The following is a 16,369-nucleotide window of genomic DNA, read 5'->3' on the forward strand; positions in this document are numbered from 1 at the left end:
ACTCAGCTCGTTTTTGTAAAACTTTGCTGAGTTTTTTTATTCTATTTTTATAAATCAACTTACTTCTGAAAGTGCCTGTTTTAGCAAATAAAAAACCCAAGAATTAATTTCTTGGGTTTTCTGTTAATAAATGTAGCGAGAGGGGGGCACGATCCCCCGACCTCCGGGTTATGAATCCGACGCTCTAACCAGCTGAGCTACCTCGCCATAATTTAAGGCTGCAAATATAAAAACAATATTAATGCTTACAAACATTACTTTAGTAAAATATTATTAAAAATAGTTGTATAACTTATCAATTAATGTATATATTGAGCATCATATTATTTAATGTTTACTTATGGACGATAAAGTTAAATTTGAAATAGAGTTTCCTATTCATGCATCACCTCAGTTGTTGTATCAATATATATCGACACCTTCTGGTTTATCTGAATGGTTTTCTGATAATGTAAATTCTAGAGGCGAACTATTTACTTTTATTTGGGATGATAGCGAAGAACAGGCTAAATTATTAAGTAAAAAAAGTGGTGAGCGTGTTAAGTTTAGATGGGTTGAACATGAAGAAGAAGAACTTTCTTGTTATTTTGAAATTCGTATTCAAGTAGACGAAATCACCAAAGATGTATCGCTAATGATTACCGATTTTGCAGATGAAGATGAAGTCGATGAAGCAAAAATGCTGTGGGATAATCAGATATCCGATTTAAAACAGGTTTTAGGCTCAGCCTAAATTTATAATACATTTTAAATTATATTTGTCCAGCTCAAAATTTTTAAACGAGCTGGATTTTTTTATGATAAATTTTAACGGAACTATTCAAGAAGAAAACACGAAGTTATCTATTAAAAATAGAGGATATGCTTATGGTGATGCATTATTTGAAACAATTAAATCTGTTTATGGAAAACTATTGTTTTGGGAGGATCATTATTTTAGATTGATGGCTTCTATGCGTATAATGCGAATGGAAATCCCCATGAATTTTACCATGGAATATCTTGAAGAACAAATTCAAAAGACATTAATAGCATCTCAATTAGAAAAAGTTACCACCCGAGTGAAATTAACTGTACACCGAAATGAAGGTGGTTTATATTTACCAGATAGCAATGATATTAGTTTTATAATTACGGTAAAGATTGTTGATTCCGATTTTTACTTATTTAATGACAATGCTTACGAAGTTGATTTATTTAAGGACTATTATGTGTCAATTGGCTTACTTTCTACATTAAAAACTAACAATAAAGCTTTAAATGTTATTGGAAGTATATATTCTAAGGAAAACAACTTAGATAATTGTTTGATTCTTAATACCAATAAAATGGTAGTTGAAGCATTAAATGGCAACCTATTTCTTGTAAAAGAGAATGTAATAAAAACACCGCCTATAAGCGATGGCTGTCTTAAAGGTGTTATGCGCAAACAAATTATTGAAATAATAAACAGTATTCCTGAATATGAAGTTATAGAAGAATCTATTTCACCATTCGAATTGCAAAAAGCAGATGAACTGTTTATAACTAATGTTATTGCCGGAATTCAACCAGTAACCAAATATAGAAAGAAACAATTCTCTAATATTGTTTCGAAATCACTGCTTCAAAAATTGAATATAAAAGTGAGGTTGAACTAGTTGTAACTAGGATTTTCTGGTGCGTTAGACCATATGCTGTATTCGCCACCAAGTTCTAGCATTTTTTCTTTCCAGAATGTTTCATAATCTTTTTCGATAATATTTTTTTTGTAAATATTTTCCGAAATAAGCCATGAATTTGCTTTAAGTTCATTTTCTAACTGGTCGGAATCCCAACCTGAGTAGCCAAGAAAAAAGCGAATATCATTTTCCTTTATCCTTTTGTTTGCAATAAGTTCAGCAACTTTTGAAAAATCACCACCCCAGAAAATACCAAGTGAAATTTCAATACTGTTTGGAATTAAATCGGGTACCTTATGTATAAAATATAAATTATCCTGTTCTACAGGGCCGCCATTATAAACTTTATAATTGGCATCAATTTCTGGAACTAAATCGTTGATACTATATTCTAACGGTTTATTAAGAATAAAACCAATAGAGCCTTCGGGGTTATGATCGGCCAACAATACAATAGAGCGATTAAAGGAAACGTCTCCAATTATTGCTGGTTCTGCGATTAACAAATTACCTTTTTCTGGTTTTGCCGAAGTCATAAACTTGAGTAATTTAATATTTAAATCTAAGATTTATTTATTAAAAATGCAACTACCAACTATTAATAAACAAAAATGCCTTCAAAATTGAAGGCATTTTATAAAATATTTAAAAAGTAAATTAGTTTACTGCGCTAGATAAATCTGAACCAGCTTTAAACTTTACTACGTTTTTTGCTTTTATTTTTATAGTAGCTCCTGTTTGAGGGTTTCTTCCTTCTCTTGCAGCTCTTCTTGAAACTGACCAAGAACCGAAACCAACTAAAGAAACTCTGTTACCTTTTTGTAAAGCGCCTTCAATTTCTATTAGAGCACACTCTAAAGCTTTTTTTGCAGCTGCTTTAGTAATTCCAGCGTGTTCTGCCATTGCGTCGATTAAATCTGTTTTGTTCATAATATAAATTTTAATTATTAATAAATTGGTTAAACAATTTTTGTTAAATCCTCTACAAATTTATACGGATTATGCAACCATGCAAGTAATAGCAAGCGAAATGCATGCTATTGTTGATAACTTGATGCATTTGTTAATAACGGAAGTGTATTTTATCGATGTTTTATTAATATCAGTGATAGTAGGGCTTCAGAGAACTTTAGCATTAGAATCAAAATGATATCCATTTAGAAGTGATTTTACATCCATTTTACGTTTACCAGGAAGCTTAATTTCTATCAAATTTATATAACCACCTGCTACAGCTATCTTTAATTCTTTTTTATTAGATATAATGTTACCAATGGGTAATTTATGTTCAAAAATTTCTTTTTCAGATTTATAAATTTTAATATCAAAAGAATCATCACCATTAATTATTGAAGTATAAGCAGCAGGGTACGGACTCAAGCCACGAATCTTATTATATATATTGTCTATAGAATCTGTCCAGTCTATTTTACAGTTATCACGATTAAGTTTATAAGCTGTTTTTAAATCTGGGATATCTATTTGTGGTGTAGTATTAACTTTATTCTTTTTAATTAAGGAAACAGTTTTTAAAACGAGCTCACTTCCTAATAGCATTAATTTATCATGGAGGCTTCCTGCATCTTTCTTAGAATCAATTGGGGTTTCTTCCTGCAAAATCATTTCTCCTGTATCAATCTTATCGTCAATAAAGAATGTAGAAACACCTGTTTTTGTTTCACCATTAATAATAGCCCAATTTATGGGAGCTGCACCACGATAGTTTGGTAATAAGGATGCATGTAAATTAAAAGTGCCATACTTGGGCATTTGCCAAACAACTTTGGGTAACATTCTAAAAGCTACCACTATTTGTAAATTAGCATTTAGATATTCTAATGCTTTTATAAAATGGTCGTCTTTTAAATTTGTAGGCTGTAGAATATTTAAACCTTGCGATTTTGAATATACTTTCACGGCACTTTCATGTAACTTACGACCGCGACCAGCAGGCTTATCTGGAGCTGTAATAACACCTACAATATTATAGTTGTTTTTAACCAAAGCTTTTAAAGTATTAACCGCAAAGTCGGGAGTTCCCATAAATATAATTCTTAAATCCCTCATAAATGACTTAATTTATATGTGTTTGTTTTTGTTAGACGTATAATATCGTGTTCTAGTAAAATAGCTAGTGTTTCTTTAATGTCTTTTTCTGAAAAGTCTAAAGCTGAAACCATAGCTCTTGATGACTGTTCTTCAACTTCTAGTAATTCTATTATACATTTTTTTATAGAATTTATATCTTTAGAAGCGTTATTTTTTTTTGATTTAAGGCAAACAGTACAAATACCACAAGGTTCTATTTCTTTTTCACCAAAATAGGCGAGTAGCTGCGTGCTTTTGCAAACGGTATCATTTTCAGTATAGTCAAGAATCGCTTTTACCTGTTCTTGTTTTAGCTTGTTTTGTTGCTCAATAATTGTAGCAATACGATTAATGGTTTTGTCATCTTCTCTTGGCTGAATAAAGGTTACTTGAGCATCTGTTTTTGCTAAATGTAAATTTATAATGCCATCATTTTCTAATTGTTGGAGGATCTTGATAACATGAGATTCAGATGTTGAAGCTTTTTCAGCAACTCTAATAGTATTTATTTTAGTGTTGTGGTCAAAAATACCACCATAAACACGTAGCATGGATTTAACCGTTAAAACTAAGTCTTGATGTGTTTCTAAATAATTAAATAGAGAAGGACTCGATATTATAAATTGAACCGAAACATTATTTTTAAATTGCTTAGAAAGGTTAATAACACTATTTCTATCTAGTAATAGTAATGCATTATATGTTAAAATAGTACTGAATTTATAGGTTTTGCAAAATGAATTAAAATTAAAATCATGTACAGTAAAAGCGCCTTCACCATAAGAAATTTGAAAGTAGTTACATAGTTTTCTATATACCTGTTTTACAAAATCAACAGATGGCAATACTTTTAAAAATTGATTTTTAACTAAAACTTCATCACTATTGTTTTTCAATAAAATAGCGAATGCTTTATCGCCATTTCTTCCCGCGCGACCGGCTTCTTGAAAATAACTTTCAATACTTTCTGGTAAATTAATATGGATAACCGTTTTTACATCTGGTTTATCAATTCCCATACCAAAGGCATTTGTAGCTACCATAACTTGGCTTTGGTTATTAAGCCAGAGATTCATATTATCTTCTTTTTCATTATTCGATAAGCCGCCATGATAAAAAGTTGCAGAAATATTTTTCGATTTTAAAAAAGAGGATAGTTCTATAGTTAGTTTTCTGTTTCTAACATAGATAATTGATGATGCCTTATGCTTCTTTAAAATGGACTCAATACGATAGTATTTATCGTTTTCATGTAAGACCATATAAGCTAAATTGGAACGAAAAAAAGATTGTTTAAAGATTTTTGGTTGAATAAAATCGAGTTCTTTGGTAATGTCTTTAATAATATGTGTTCTTGCAGAAGCAGTAAGCGCAATTACATTTACAGTGGGATGCAATTGTCTTAATAATACAATATTCTTATAAGCTGGTCTAAAATCGTTACCCCATTGCGAAATACAATGTGCCTCATCTACAGCAATTAAATTTACATGCATTTGTTTGATGCGATCCTGCACCAATTCTTGTTGTAAACGTTCTGGAGATAGATATAAAAATTTATAATTTCCATAAATACAATTATCTAAAAGCGTATCTAAGTCGTTAAAAGAAATACCGCTCGTAAGTGCCATCGCTTTTATGCCTTTTGCTTGTAGCGCTTTTACTTGGTCTTTCATTAATGCTACCAACGGCGATACAACAATGCAAATACCGTCTTTGGCTAATGCAGGTATTTGAAAGCAAACCGATTTACCGCCACCTGTTGGTAATAAAGCAAACGTGTCTTCTCCTTCAATTACAGCATTAATAATGGCTTCTTGTTGAGGTCTAAATGCTGTAAAATTCCAATAACGCTCTAATATGTTTACAGGATGAGTCAATGAGTTTATAGACTATTTATGATATGATTTGTACGCTCTTCTATACTACCAAAAGGAACTTCAATAATATTATACCCAAATTTTTTATAAGTATGCTCTAGATGGTCATGAATTTTCAATACTTCATCAAAACTTTCAAATCGACCACTGTCGGGTTTATATATTGCTTTCCATGGCGGAAGTAAAAAGACATCTGTATACATATGCTTATTACAAGCATTTGTAAATAAGTCTCCATATTCTTGATTAAAGAAGTCCATATAAGCCAAAACATCTGGGATACCACGGTCAAAAAAACAAGTTTCTTCACTTAAAGAATCCACTTGTTTAAATTGATTAATTCGGCCATTTAGTAACCGTGTATTAAAATCTAATGGGTCTTTAGCAAAAACAATTGGGTTAGAAATATGGGTTGAAACATCTACTTCCTTTTTGGCTTCAGAAGTTAATGATCTTATAACTTCGTCAAAACAATAAAATCCTTTTGCTTTTAAAGCATTTATAACCGAGGTTTTTCCTGTTCCTGCACTACCTGTAATTACAATTTTTTTTGTATTCAATTCAACATTATTTGCTGTAAAAATCGGAATTTAACTGCTATAAAAAAAATAGAAAGGAAACCGACATGATTAAAATTATTATTAAAATTTAAGGCAATGATTATTTTAAATATTAAAGGATACATGAAACAATAAAAAAAACAATAAAATAAATTCATGAAACTGTATATTTGTTGCTTAAAAATTGACAAAGAGCATGCCTTCAAATTCAGAAGAATTTTATAAAAAACTAAGAGTCCAATTATACGATACCGCTTTATGGCCTTCGGAGTATCTGTATAAATTTATAGTAACAACCAATTCAGAAAAAATAGAGCAAATAGAATCGCTTTTCGATAACATGGGGGCTGTAATAAACACAAAAGAATCTAAGAACGGAAAATACACCAGTGTTTCTATTAATGTAAAGATGAAAAACCCAGATGCAGTAATAGAAAAATATAAAGAAGTTTCAGAAAAAGTTGAGGGCGTGATAAGCCTATAGTTTTTTTTTGTATTTTGCGCTTGCATAGCAACTACATGCACAAACATTTAACTCTACACATTTATTTTGATAGATAATTTAGAATACAACACAGAGCGTGAACATTTAATAATTCCAGAATACGGACGTCATTTACAGAAAATGATTAATCACGCTAAAAGTCGCGAAACAAAAGAAGAGCGCGATAAATTAGCAAAAGCCATTATATCTGTAATGGGAAATTTACAACCGCATTTAAGGGATGTTCCAGACTTTCAACATAAGCTTTGGGATCAGCTTTTTATCATGTCTAATTTCGAATTAGATGCCGACTCGCCATACCCAAAACCAACTAGGGAAGTTTTTGAAGAAGCACCAGAGCCTTTAAAATATCCTCAAAACCATCCGAAGTACCGTTTTTATGGTAATAATATAAAAACCATGATTGATGTGGCTATGACATGGGAAGAAGGCGAATTAAAAGAAGCCTTGACCTATACCATTGCAAATCACATGAAAAAGTGTTTCTTGAACTGGAATAAAGACACGGTTGAAGACGGCGTTATTTTTAATCATTTATTTGAATTATCTGATGGTAACATTGACTTACGAAACTCGGAAGAAGATTTATCAGATTCTACAAGTTTAATGCGTACAAAAACTAAGTATAGTACTAATAAAAAAGGTGGCCATAAGAAAAATACCAACCGTCAAAGAAAACGCTACTAACATTTATGGGAACATTTAAAATTGAAGGAGGCCACCAATTAAAAGGAAGCATTCAGCCTCAAGGCGCCAAAAATGAGGCGCTTCAAGTTTTATGTGCGGTTTTATTAACGCCAGAAGTGGTTACCATTAATAACATTCCAGATATTATAGATGTAAATAAGCTTATAAAACTTCTTGAAAAACTAGGCGTTAAAATTGAAAAATTAGGACAAGGTTCTTATTCGTTTCAAGCAGATGAGGTAAACTTAAAATATTTAGAATCCGATCAATTTAAAATAGACGGTAGAGGACTTCGAGGCTCTATAATGATTGTTGGCCCTTTATTAGCACGCTTTGGAAAAGGTTATATCCCGAAACCAGGTGGCGATAAAATTGGTCGTCGTAGGTTAGATACTCACTTTGAAGGACTTATTAAACTAGGAGCTAAATTTGGTTATAGTAGAGAAGATCAATTTTATGGTGTTGAAGCTAAAAGACTAAAAGGAACTTACATGCTTCTTGAAGAAGCATCGGTTACAGGAACAGCAAACATTGTTATGGCAGCTGTATTAGCCGAAGGACAAACAACTATTTACAACGCAGCTTGCGAACCTTACCTCCAGCAATTATGTAAAATGCTGAATAGAATGGGAGCAAAAATTAGCGGTGTAGGTTCTAATAAACTCATTATAGATGGTGTTGAAAGTTTAGGCGGTACAGACCATAAGTTACTGCCAGATATGATTGAAATTGGCAGTTGGATAGGATTAGCAGCTATGACTAAGAGTGAGCTTACCATAACCAATGTGTCATGGAATGATTTAGGCTTAATACCAGAAACATTTAGAAAACTTGGTATCACTGTTGAAAAACAGGGGGACGATATTCATATTCCTGCACATACTGATGGGTATGAAATACAAAGTTTTATTGATGGTTCTATTCTAACTATTTCTGATGCACCATGGCCTGGGTTTACGCCAGATTTGTTGAGTATTATTTTAGTAGTGGCGACTCAAGCTAGAGGTAGTGTTTTAATTCATCAAAAAATGTTTGAAAGTCGCTTATTCTTTGTAGATAAGTTAATAGATATGGGCGCTAAAATTATTTTATGTGACCCACATCGTGCTACGGTAATTGGTCATGATTATAAATCGACTTTAAAAGCCACTACCATGACATCTCCAGATATTCGTGCAGGGGTGTCGTTGTTAATTGCAGCGCTTTCAGCTAAAGGGACTTCAACTATCCAAAACATTGAGCAGATCGATCGTGGTTACGAGCGCATTGCTGAGCGACTACGTGCTATTGGTGCTAAGATTGAGAGGGTAGATTAATTAACTATTATTTTTATACATTTTCGTATGCAGTTATTTGTTGTATGCGCCTTTGCCTAATCTATTATTACTCATATAAACCATTAAATCACGAAAAATTATTCGTTGAATCAGTTTTAATTTTATCAGGTTGTCAATATGATTTTGAATTTCTTGTCTTGACGAAACAGTGATTTTCTTATTACGACCTTGTTTAGTAGGTGAGTTCTTTAGTGCAAGTAATTCAGTTGGTTCAATTTCGTTTGTCTGCTTGTTTATTCTAGAGCCGAGTTGGTAATTTGAATGCAGCAAATCATTTCTAACTTGAATTTGTTTATCAAACTGTTTTTTGAAATCATTTATTCTTTTTAGAATGTCATTCCCAGATATTTTATCTCCATCATTATCATTTATTAATTCGTTGCATATTTGTTCATAACAGTTTAATAAAGGTCCAGCGGTGAAAACCTTTTGACCAAATATAACATCAGATAATCCCCATTGTTCAAGTCCAACGTATTGTAGAATTGCACTGCAGTCAAATCGTATCCATTCTAATATTGATTCAAATTCCACAACAAAGAGTCCAATGGACGCAAGTTGATTATTAATTTGAATATCAAAGTTTTTCGATTTTTTCATAATTGCATAGAACTTTAATGATATATTTCCGTTTCAATGACTTATTATTATTCTGAGTATTTATTCCATTAATTCAATTTGAAACTTTGTTGCACTAAATGCAGATTCTAGACCTTTTAGATTAGATTCAGACTTATTGGTTTCAAATAATTCATTCAAATATTCGATTTGTTTAATAACATTGTTTTTATCTCTTTGGAAAATTTGATATTTCAAAAGAATTAAATTAGTCATAATATTATCTGATATACTCAAGTCGCTTTCCTTTAGAGCTTTGTTAATAGTGCTTTTTATCTCAGTATCGTTCTCTGATAATTCATCGAAAAGATAAGCGTTTGCTAAATCGGGATTATTCATATTCGAATAATCATTTTTATCAGACATATCTTTTCTATAAGTCATTTTGTTTCCATTAAGAAAATACCATCTGGTATAGGAATCATTCTCCATTTTTATTTCTTTTTCAAATATTCTTTCCTTTACACTCCAATTGGTAAAAGCAATTAAAAGCTCGGTTCCGTCATCTTTTTTTAAAATCGCTATTTTGATTATATAATTTTTTTTGCCTGGTTTTTCAATTTCAATTTCTAATGTGGTTTCTACTGAAACATATTTTTTGATAGCTTTCAATATAGATGAAACATCCTCTGGGCTAGCATCTGGAAATAAGTTCTCTCTCAAGAACAAATCAATATATAAATAATGAGTCAGATAGAAATCATCCATTTTTAGGTAGTTTGATTCCTTAAGATTATCTGATTTTATTGTTATTTTCTCTGATTGAGCATATCCAATGTTAGTGAACAAGAATAATAATGATATTGTAAATAGTCTTTTATGCATATTTCTTTTTTTGGTATAAAAACCGTAAAGCTAAATTAGAATTTTCGTACTCAAAAACCAATACATACTTATACTATATTTAATATTAGAATAACCCAGTAATCTCACCATCATCTTTAATATCAATATTTTCAGAAGCAGGATGTGCTGGTAACCCTGGCATGCGCATAATATCACCCGTTATAGGAATTAAAAACCCTGCACCGGCAGCAATTTCAATTTCTCTAACCGTAATAATAAAATCTTTAGGACGCCCCAGTAGTTTTGGGTTGTCGGACAACGATTTTTGAGTTTTAGCAATACATACAGGAAGATGATCTAATCCTAAATTAGTAATCTTTCTTAAATGCGCTTTTGCTTTGGCTGTATAATCTACATGTTCTGCTCCGTAAATTTCTGTAGCTATTGTTTCTATTTTAGAAGTTACCGAGGATTTCCAGTCGTATAATGGTTTAAAATCAGATTTGTTTTCGTCCACGATATCTATAACATGTTGTGCGAGTTCTAGGGCGCCTTCGCCACCTTTTGCCCACACATCTGCTAAAGCCACACGAATGCCTTTTGAGGCTGCAAATTCTTTTATGACGTTAATTTCAGCGTCGCTATCAGATACAAACTTATTTATGGCTATTACTGGAGACACTTTGAACTTAAATATATTTTCTAGATGTTTTTCTAAATTTGGAAACCCATTTTTAAGGGCGTCAACATCTGGAGTGGTGAGTGATTTTAAATCGGCACCTCCATGATATTTTAAGGCACGTATAGTTGTTGTAAGAACAACAGCTTTTGGTTTTAGTCCAGCACTTTGGCATTTAATATCAAAGAATTTTTCTGCGCCTAGGTCAAACCCAAAACCAGCTTCGGTAACCGTATATTCAGAATGTGTCATACCCATCAAGGTGGCAATAACGGTATTGGTGCCTTGTGCAATATTAGCGAATGGTCCACCGTGTATTATAGCAGGATTGCCCTCAATGGTCTGAACTAAATTAGACTTAATAGCATCTTTGAGTAAGGCAGTCATAGCACCTTCAGCCTTTAAATCTTTTGCGTAAATAGGTGTTTTATCGAAAGTGTAACCAATAAAAATATTACCTAATCGTTTTTTTAGGTCGGTGAGGTTTTCAGCTAAACAAAGAATAGCCATTATTTCTGAGGCAGCTGTAATATCGAAACCAGTTTCTCTTGGAACTCCAGAAGTGGTTCCTCCTAAACCCACAATGACACGTCGCAATGCGCGGTCGTTCATATCTATAACACGTTTCCAACCAATGGTTCTTGGGTCAATACGTAAGGATGTTGTTTTACTCTGAATATTATTATCAATAATTGCAGACAATAAATTGTGTGCTTTTTCTATTGCAGAAAAGTCGCCTGTAAAATGAAGATTGATGTCCTCCATAGGCAGTACTTGCGAATAACCACCACCTGTGGCGCCACCTTTAATTCCAAATACAGGACCTAAAGAGGGTTCTCTTAAAACGACGGTTGTTTTCTTATTTAAACGATTTAAACCTTCAGATAAACCAATAGACATGGTTGTTTTTCCTTCACCTGCTGGTGTTGGGGAAATAGCCGAAACTAATATAAGATTACTTTTGGAGGCTTTCTGTTTGTTTATTGTTTGTAAAGGAAGTTTCGCTTTATGCTTACCATACATTTCAATATCATCAGAAGGTATTCCAAATTTTTCTGAGATTTCCGATATATGTTTTAGAGTAATGGTTTTGGCTATTTCTAAGTCAGTCATAAGCTATAGAATTATGTGAAAAAATTAAACTGACTTAAATGTATGAAATTTGTAAATGATGTTATGTGATTTTTATCATTTTCAGTATGGTTGAGGAGTTAATTGACGTGTATTAGGTCTAGGTATAAATATGTGTGTCAATAAATTAGTTACAGATGTTAGGTTGAGCGCAGACCAAACCTCATTAGAATAGATGAATTTTGAAACCTTTCGACTGCACTCAAGGAGAAAAATTTTGTTATTAGGTCTTTGGTAAATTAAAATCAAATTTTAGGTCGAACTCACATTATTTAGGCACTAATTTAAAGCCTCTTTATAAACTAACAAACAACGTTCGCGTGCAAATTTATGATTTACTATCGGCTGAGGATAGGTTAGTTCTTGAAAATCGGGAACCCATCTTTTAATGTATTCTAAGTTTTTATCAAACTTTTGTATTTGCGTTGTTGGATTAAAAATCCTGAAATAAGGCGCTGCATCTACACCACAACCTGCTACCCATTGCCAGTTTCCAATATTGCTAGCCATTTCGTAATCGTGAAGTTTTTCGGCAAAATAGGCTTCACCCCAACGCCAATCGATGAGTAAATGTTTACATAAAAAACTACCTACCAACATACGAACCCGATTGTGCATGAATCCAGTTTCGTTTAATTGTCGCATGCCTGCATCGACTAGTGGATAGCCTGTTTTACCTTCGCACCATGCTTTAAATTCAGTTTCATTATTACGCCATTCGATGCGATCATATTTTGGTTTAAAGCTTGTATTGGTCGTATGCGGAAAGTGCCAAAGAATTTGCATAAAAAACTCACGCCAAATGAGTTCTTGCCAAAAGATTTCATTGTTTTCAGCAATCGCTTTTCGAATCATTTTACGAACACTAACCGTTCCAAAACGAAGATGAGATCCTAGCTTAGAGGTGCTGTCTTTAGCTGGATAATTTCTAGTCGCTTCATACTGTTGAATAAGTACAGGTGTTACTGTGTATGGTTCTATTTTTTGGTTAGTTTTTTTAAACCCAACATCAGCTAGACTTAAATTGGCAAGTTGATTATTCTTTAACAAATTATCAAGATTATTTTCTGATGGAAATGAGTTCGCATCGCTATCTCTAAAGTTTGCTTTCCATTTTTTCATGTAGGGTGTATAGACCAAATAGGGCGTGCCATCGTTTTTTACAACATCGCCTTTTTCAAAAATAACTTGATCTTTAAATGTTTTAAAACTTACGCTATTTTCAGCTAAAAAAGATTTTATTGCTTCATCGCGTGCTTGGGCATAAGGTTCGTAATCGTGATTTGTGTAAATCTCATGAATATTATATTCTTTAACTAAATTGGTGAAAATATTTTTTGGTTTCCCATGATAAATTGCAATACTACTATTATACTTACCTTGTAAGTTCTTGCATATTTTTTGAAGCGTTTCATGTATAAATGTAACACGCGCATCATTTCTGGGTAATTTATCTAAAATTTCAGAATCAAAAATAAAAATTGGTAAAACGGGGTGTTCTGATTTTAATGCTTTATAAAGACCAGCATTATCATCAAGTCTTAGATCACGTCTAAACCAGAATATGTTTATAGGTTTCTTCATTTAAATGTAATTGTCACATCGAGTGATTTTTATAAAAAATCGTATAGAGATTCAGTTATTGATACAATTCCAATAAAACTGAAATTACTCGAACTAGCTTTAAATTAATATTTACCAAATAGTTCTTCAAGTTTTTCAGTACGATAATTGAATATTTCCTCTAGTTTAGGCTTCACTAAAATAGGGTGTGCGAGTTGCCCTAGGAAACCAAATGGCACCTTATAGTCAACAATATCTTCCATTTCTACACCACCATCAATTTTATGTATAAAATGTTTATGATGCCATAACGCATAAGGACCAAAACGTTGTTCGTCAACAAAGTAATTTTTGTCAATACTATGGGTTATTTCTGTTACCCATTTAGTTTTGATGCCTAAGACAGGAGTTACAATATATTGAATTATTTGGCCAGAATACATAGGTCTATCGGCTCCAGATAAAATATGAAACCCCATATAATCGGGTGTAATTATTTTAAGGTTTTTAGGGTTTGATAAAAAATCCCAAGCTTCGTCAATTGTTATTGGAAGATTCTGTTTTTTATGTAGTCTATATATTTTCATTAATAATGTTTTTTTATTTCCTCGAAAAAGGGAATCTCAGTAATTTAATTATTCCATAAAATATAACCGTTTAATGAAGTGGCAATGCATAGCCAGATTAAATAGGGTAGTATCAATATCGTTTTTGCTCCAAGTTCTTTGCTATAAGAAATTGTAAAAATGCTAACTACAATGGTTAAAAGCAGAATGATGGTAAAGCCAATGCCAATTAAGTGCTGATTAAAAAAAGCATAGTTCCAGATAACGTTTAAGATAAATTGTATACTGAACAAGCCTATTACTGTTACGTTGGGTTTTAATTTATACAAATACGCCATATATAGAGAAAAACAAATCATTATGGTTGTCCAAGCAACGCCAAAAACCCATCCAGGAGGTGTCCATGGTGCTTGGTTTAAATTTGTGTACCATTCCGTTTGTGGTCCATTATTCATAAGTAGACTTCCAACGTATAACGCACCAAAGTTTATAATTAGAAAGATAGTATTGTACTTAAACAGCTTCATTCTTAAAGCTATTTATTTGTTCTGCGATTAATTGTGCCTGTGCGTATTTTTCGTCACTTGCAGCTCTATTAATACTGGACAGTTTATGCCATTCTTGCATAAGTTGTTTAAACTTCTCTTCTAATTTTTCTTTTTTTGATTTCTTTTTAAATAATCCGAACATAGCATTTATTTTAAATGTTTAACAATTTTTGGACTAAGCGGATTTGTAGAGGAGAGGTAGTAATCTACTAAGTTGCCACTTGTATCAATTAAATATTTTTGAAAATTCCATTTTACTGAAGATGTCTTTACAGCATTATTCACTTTTTGAGTTAACCAAGTGTAAAGCTGGTGTTGATGTTTCCCTTTTGTATCAATTTTTTCAGTGATTAAAAATGTAACACCATAATTTATTTCACAAAAGAATTGAATATCCTTTGAAGTACCAGGTTCTTGATTACCAAACTGATTACATGGTACCCCAACAATTTCAAGTTTATCCTGATGGTTTTTATATAGTGATTGCAACTGTTTATACTGCGAAGTAAACCCACACTTGGATGCTACATTTACAAACAAGATGTATTTTTCTTTAAACTTCGATAAATCAATTGGTTTACTGCTAATTGCATTAATTTTTATGTCGTAAATAGAATTTAGGCTTAATTTTTTTTCAAAATTATTAGAGCCTAAGTTAGGCGTAAGCGCTTTTAATACATTCATAAATTTATAATTTAAAGCTTACTATACCGCAATCCATTTCGAAAATTTGACCTGATATAGATGATGAATTTTTAGATAATAGAAACTCAGCCATATCTGCAACTTCTTCGGGAGATAGGATTTTTTTGAGAGGATGGCGTTCTTTGATGTTTTCAATCATTTTTTCGTTCCTAAGTAGTTTCGCAGAAAGGTTAGTATCAGTTACTGTAGGTGCGATGGCGTTTATTCGAATATTTGGCGTTAATTCGGCTCCTAAAGATTTTACCAATCCTTCAACGCCAGCTTTAGAAGTAGCAATACTAGCGTGATATGGCATTCCTAGTTTTGCTGCTACCGTACTAAAGAGTATGATAGATGGATTATTACCATTCTTTAGAATTGGTAAATATTTTTGAATAGAAATAACAGCTCCCAATACATTGATTTCAAAATCATTTTTAAAATCTTCAATGCTTAAGCGAGAAATTGGTTTTAAATTAATACTGCCTGGACAGTAAACTAAACCATCTGCATTTTTAATTTTTGGTAATTTATCTTGGGTAATATCGCAACTATAGTGAGTTAGATTGTCATGCGATATATCTGGAATACTCCGGCTAATGTTAATAACGTTGCAATACGTTAATAATTTAGCAATTATGGCTTTACCAATGCCCTTACTTCCACCAACTACTATTATTGTTTTCATGGGTTTCAGGGCATTTTAAATTTTTATGGCCTGCCCTTTAGCCTTTTTTCAATTTTTTGTTTTATAACTGTTAAGCGCTTCATGAGATCCATTAATTCAGGATCTTTGTTCTCTTTATAAAGGTCATTAATACTTAATATTAAACTTTTAACCTCTCTAGAAGATTCAATACGCTCGCTAGTTGTTTTAAACGTATGTCTGCGTTGTTCGAACTCTAAAGCTTTGTCAATAATTTCCATAATTCTAATCTTACTATAATTTTTATAAAATGCACTAATATATGCACATTTTCGCAATATAATAAATTATAGAAGATTACCTATTTTTATGTCGATTTATTAGTTAAATTTTAATAGTTCAATTAACTAGCCTCTTGTTTTTGATAGTT

General features: G+C 32.0%; 20 protein-coding genes and 1 tRNA gene. 5 read left to right on the plus strand and 16 right to left on the minus strand.

Translation table 11 applies throughout. From position 1 onward, the window contains the following. Positions 1 to 133: 133 nt before the first annotated feature. Positions 134 to 207: transfer RNA gene (locus Q0739_RS10850), tRNA-Met, on the minus strand. A gap of 133 nt (positions 208 to 340) precedes the next feature. On the opposite strand from Q0739_RS10850, the gene Q0739_RS10855 reads away from it, so the two are divergent. Both Q0739_RS10855 and Q0739_RS10860 read left to right on the plus strand, forming a co-directional pair. Beyond that, positions 341 to 733, plus strand: coding sequence for an START-like domain-containing protein (locus tag Q0739_RS10855; RefSeq protein ID WP_298238755.1), 393 nt, complete (start codon positions 341 to 343; stop codon positions 731 to 733). Positions 734 to 797: 64 nt separating this feature from the next. Then, positions 798 to 1,640, plus strand: a complete 843-nt coding sequence (locus tag Q0739_RS10860) for an aminotransferase class IV (RefSeq protein ID WP_298238756.1) — start codon at positions 798 to 800, stop codon at positions 1,638 to 1,640. Here the strand turns inward: Q0739_RS10860 and Q0739_RS10865 are convergent. The 5 genes from Q0739_RS10865 to Q0739_RS10885 form a co-directional block, all read right to left on the minus strand. Then, the gene (locus Q0739_RS10865; RefSeq protein ID WP_298238757.1) at positions 1,637 to 2,197 is read right to left on the minus strand and encodes a YqgE/AlgH family protein; all 561 of its coding nucleotides are present in this window, start codon (positions 2,195 to 2,197) and stop codon (positions 1,637 to 1,639) included. The genes Q0739_RS10860 and Q0739_RS10865 overlap by 4 nt on opposite strands. 121 nt (positions 2,198 to 2,318) lie before the next feature. After that, positions 2,319 to 2,591, minus strand: a complete 273-nt coding sequence (locus Q0739_RS10870) for an HU family DNA-binding protein (RefSeq protein ID WP_298238758.1) — start codon at positions 2,589 to 2,591, stop codon at positions 2,319 to 2,321. A gap of 189 nt (positions 2,592 to 2,780) precedes the next feature. Further along, positions 2,781 to 3,728, minus strand: coding sequence for a methionyl-tRNA formyltransferase (fmt, locus tag Q0739_RS10875; RefSeq protein WP_298238759.1), 948 nt, complete (start codon positions 3,726 to 3,728; stop codon positions 2,781 to 2,783). Continuing rightward, positions 3,725 to 5,629: a RecQ family ATP-dependent DNA helicase gene (locus Q0739_RS10880; RefSeq protein WP_298238760.1), complete on the minus strand. Its 1,905-nt coding sequence runs from the start codon at positions 5,627 to 5,629 to the stop codon at positions 3,725 to 3,727. Before Q0739_RS10880 ends, fmt begins: the two co-directional genes overlap by 4 nt. A 5-nt stretch (positions 5,630 to 5,634) precedes the next feature. Beyond that, on the minus strand, positions 5,635 to 6,189 hold the full coding sequence (locus Q0739_RS10885) for an ATP-binding protein (RefSeq protein ID WP_298238761.1): 555 nt from the start codon (positions 6,187 to 6,189) through the stop codon (positions 5,635 to 5,637). Between the two features lie 196 nt (positions 6,190 to 6,385). Here Q0739_RS10885 and Q0739_RS10890 point away from each other — a divergent pair, with 196 nt between their 5' ends. From Q0739_RS10890 to murA, 3 genes are all read left to right on the plus strand, one after another. Then, a complete protein-coding gene (locus Q0739_RS10890; RefSeq protein WP_298238762.1) occupies positions 6,386 to 6,673 on the plus strand; it encodes a DUF493 family protein in 288 nt (95 codons plus the stop codon). A gap of 66 nt (positions 6,674 to 6,739) precedes the next feature. Continuing rightward, positions 6,740 to 7,381: a DUF4290 domain-containing protein gene (locus tag Q0739_RS10895; RefSeq protein ID WP_298238763.1), complete on the plus strand. Its 642-nt coding sequence runs from the start codon at positions 6,740 to 6,742 to the stop codon at positions 7,379 to 7,381. A 5-nt stretch (positions 7,382 to 7,386) separates the two neighbouring features. Further along, on the plus strand, positions 7,387 to 8,697 hold the full coding sequence (gene murA, locus Q0739_RS10900) for a UDP-N-acetylglucosamine 1-carboxyvinyltransferase (protein WP_298238764.1): 1,311 nt from the start codon (positions 7,387 to 7,389) through the stop codon (positions 8,695 to 8,697). A gap of 33 nt (positions 8,698 to 8,730) precedes the next feature. Here murA and Q0739_RS10905 read toward each other — a convergent pair whose 3' ends face one another. The 10 genes from Q0739_RS10905 to Q0739_RS10950 form a co-directional block, all read right to left on the minus strand. Beyond that, positions 8,731 to 9,318 (minus strand): hypothetical protein, encoded by a 588-nt coding sequence (locus Q0739_RS10905; RefSeq protein ID WP_298238765.1) that lies wholly within the window; start codon positions 9,316 to 9,318, stop codon positions 8,731 to 8,733. A gap of 60 nt (positions 9,319 to 9,378) precedes the next feature. Next, positions 9,379 to 10,161, minus strand: a complete 783-nt coding sequence (locus Q0739_RS10910; RefSeq protein ID WP_298238766.1) for a hypothetical protein — start codon at positions 10,159 to 10,161, stop codon at positions 9,379 to 9,381. Between the two features lie 85 nt (positions 10,162 to 10,246). Continuing rightward, positions 10,247 to 11,914, minus strand: coding sequence for a formate--tetrahydrofolate ligase (locus tag Q0739_RS10915; protein ID WP_298238767.1), 1,668 nt, complete (start codon positions 11,912 to 11,914; stop codon positions 10,247 to 10,249). A 297-nt stretch (positions 11,915 to 12,211) separates the two neighbouring features. After that, complete coding sequence (locus Q0739_RS10920; RefSeq protein ID WP_298238768.1) at positions 12,212 to 13,516, minus strand: deoxyribodipyrimidine photo-lyase; 1,305 nt, start codon at positions 13,514 to 13,516, stop codon at positions 12,212 to 12,214. 104 nt (positions 13,517 to 13,620) lie between these two features. Next, entirely contained in the window at positions 13,621 to 14,082 is a 462-nt protein-coding gene (locus Q0739_RS10925; RefSeq protein ID WP_298238769.1) for an SRPBCC family protein, read from the minus strand. A gap of 44 nt (positions 14,083 to 14,126) precedes the next feature. Next, positions 14,127 to 14,588 (minus strand): TspO/MBR family protein, encoded by a 462-nt coding sequence (locus tag Q0739_RS10930; protein WP_298238770.1) that lies wholly within the window; start codon positions 14,586 to 14,588, stop codon positions 14,127 to 14,129. Then, the gene (locus tag Q0739_RS10935; protein ID WP_298238771.1) at positions 14,575 to 14,751 is read right to left on the minus strand and encodes a Lacal_2735 family protein; all 177 of its coding nucleotides are present in this window, start codon (positions 14,749 to 14,751) and stop codon (positions 14,575 to 14,577) included. Before Q0739_RS10935 ends, Q0739_RS10930 begins: the two co-directional genes overlap by 14 nt. Before the next feature lie 5 nt (positions 14,752 to 14,756). After that, positions 14,757 to 15,293 (minus strand): glutathione peroxidase, encoded by a 537-nt coding sequence (locus Q0739_RS10940; RefSeq protein ID WP_298238772.1) that lies wholly within the window; start codon positions 15,291 to 15,293, stop codon positions 14,757 to 14,759. A 4-nt stretch (positions 15,294 to 15,297) separates the two neighbouring features. Further along, positions 15,298 to 15,981 (minus strand): SDR family oxidoreductase, encoded by a 684-nt coding sequence (locus tag Q0739_RS10945; RefSeq protein ID WP_298238773.1) that lies wholly within the window; start codon positions 15,979 to 15,981, stop codon positions 15,298 to 15,300. 23 nt (positions 15,982 to 16,004) lie between these two features. Next, entirely contained in the window at positions 16,005 to 16,220 is a 216-nt protein-coding gene (locus Q0739_RS10950; protein WP_298238774.1) for a hypothetical protein, read from the minus strand. Positions 16,221 to 16,369: the final 149 nt, after the last annotated feature.

This window comes from uncultured Algibacter sp., from assembly GCF_947487605.1.
Lineage (GTDB): Bacteria > Bacteroidota > Bacteroidia > Flavobacteriales > Flavobacteriaceae > Algibacter_D.

Excerpts from the sequence above, each read along its gene's own strand:
- Q0739_RS10855 (WP_298238755.1), top strand. The coding sequence starts at position 341 with ATGGACGATAAAGTTAAATTTGAAATAGAGTTTCCTATTCATGCATCA.
- Q0739_RS10860 (WP_298238756.1), top strand. The coding sequence starts at position 798 with ATGATAAATTTTAACGGAACTATTCAAGAAGAAAACACGAAGTTATCT.
- Q0739_RS10865 (WP_298238757.1), bottom strand. The coding sequence starts at position 2,197 with ATGACTTCGGCAAAACCAGAAAAAGGTAATTTGTTAATCGCAGAACCA.
- Q0739_RS10870 (WP_298238758.1), bottom strand. The coding sequence starts at position 2,591 with ATGAACAAAACAGATTTAATCGACGCAATGGCAGAACACGCTGGAATT.
- fmt (WP_298238759.1), bottom strand. The coding sequence starts at position 3,728 with ATGAGGGATTTAAGAATTATATTTATGGGAACTCCCGACTTTGCGGTT.
- Q0739_RS10890 (WP_298238762.1), top strand. The coding sequence starts at position 6,386 with ATGCCTTCAAATTCAGAAGAATTTTATAAAAAACTAAGAGTCCAATTA.
- murA (WP_298238764.1), top strand. The coding sequence starts at position 7,387 with ATGGGAACATTTAAAATTGAAGGAGGCCACCAATTAAAAGGAAGCATT.
- Q0739_RS10905 (WP_298238765.1), bottom strand. The coding sequence starts at position 9,318 with ATGAAAAAATCGAAAAACTTTGATATTCAAATTAATAATCAACTTGCG.
- Q0739_RS10910 (WP_298238766.1), bottom strand. The coding sequence starts at position 10,161 with ATGCATAAAAGACTATTTACAATATCATTATTATTCTTGTTCACTAAC.
- Q0739_RS10915 (WP_298238767.1), bottom strand. The coding sequence starts at position 11,914 with ATGACTGACTTAGAAATAGCCAAAACCATTACTCTAAAACATATATCG.
- Q0739_RS10920 (WP_298238768.1), bottom strand. The coding sequence starts at position 13,516 with ATGAAGAAACCTATAAACATATTCTGGTTTAGACGTGATCTAAGACTT.
- Q0739_RS10925 (WP_298238769.1), bottom strand. The coding sequence starts at position 14,082 with ATGAAAATATATAGACTACATAAAAAACAGAATCTTCCAATAACAATT.
- Q0739_RS10930 (WP_298238770.1), bottom strand. The coding sequence starts at position 14,588 with ATGAAGCTGTTTAAGTACAATACTATCTTTCTAATTATAAACTTTGGT.
- Q0739_RS10935 (WP_298238771.1), bottom strand. The coding sequence starts at position 14,751 with ATGTTCGGATTATTTAAAAAGAAATCAAAAAAAGAAAAATTAGAAGAG.
- Q0739_RS10940 (WP_298238772.1), bottom strand. The coding sequence starts at position 15,293 with ATGAATGTATTAAAAGCGCTTACGCCTAACTTAGGCTCTAATAATTTT.
- Q0739_RS10945 (WP_298238773.1), bottom strand. The coding sequence starts at position 15,981 with ATGAAAACAATAATAGTAGTTGGTGGAAGTAAGGGCATTGGTAAAGCC.
- Q0739_RS10950 (WP_298238774.1), bottom strand. The coding sequence starts at position 16,220 with ATGGAAATTATTGACAAAGCTTTAGAGTTCGAACAACGCAGACATACG.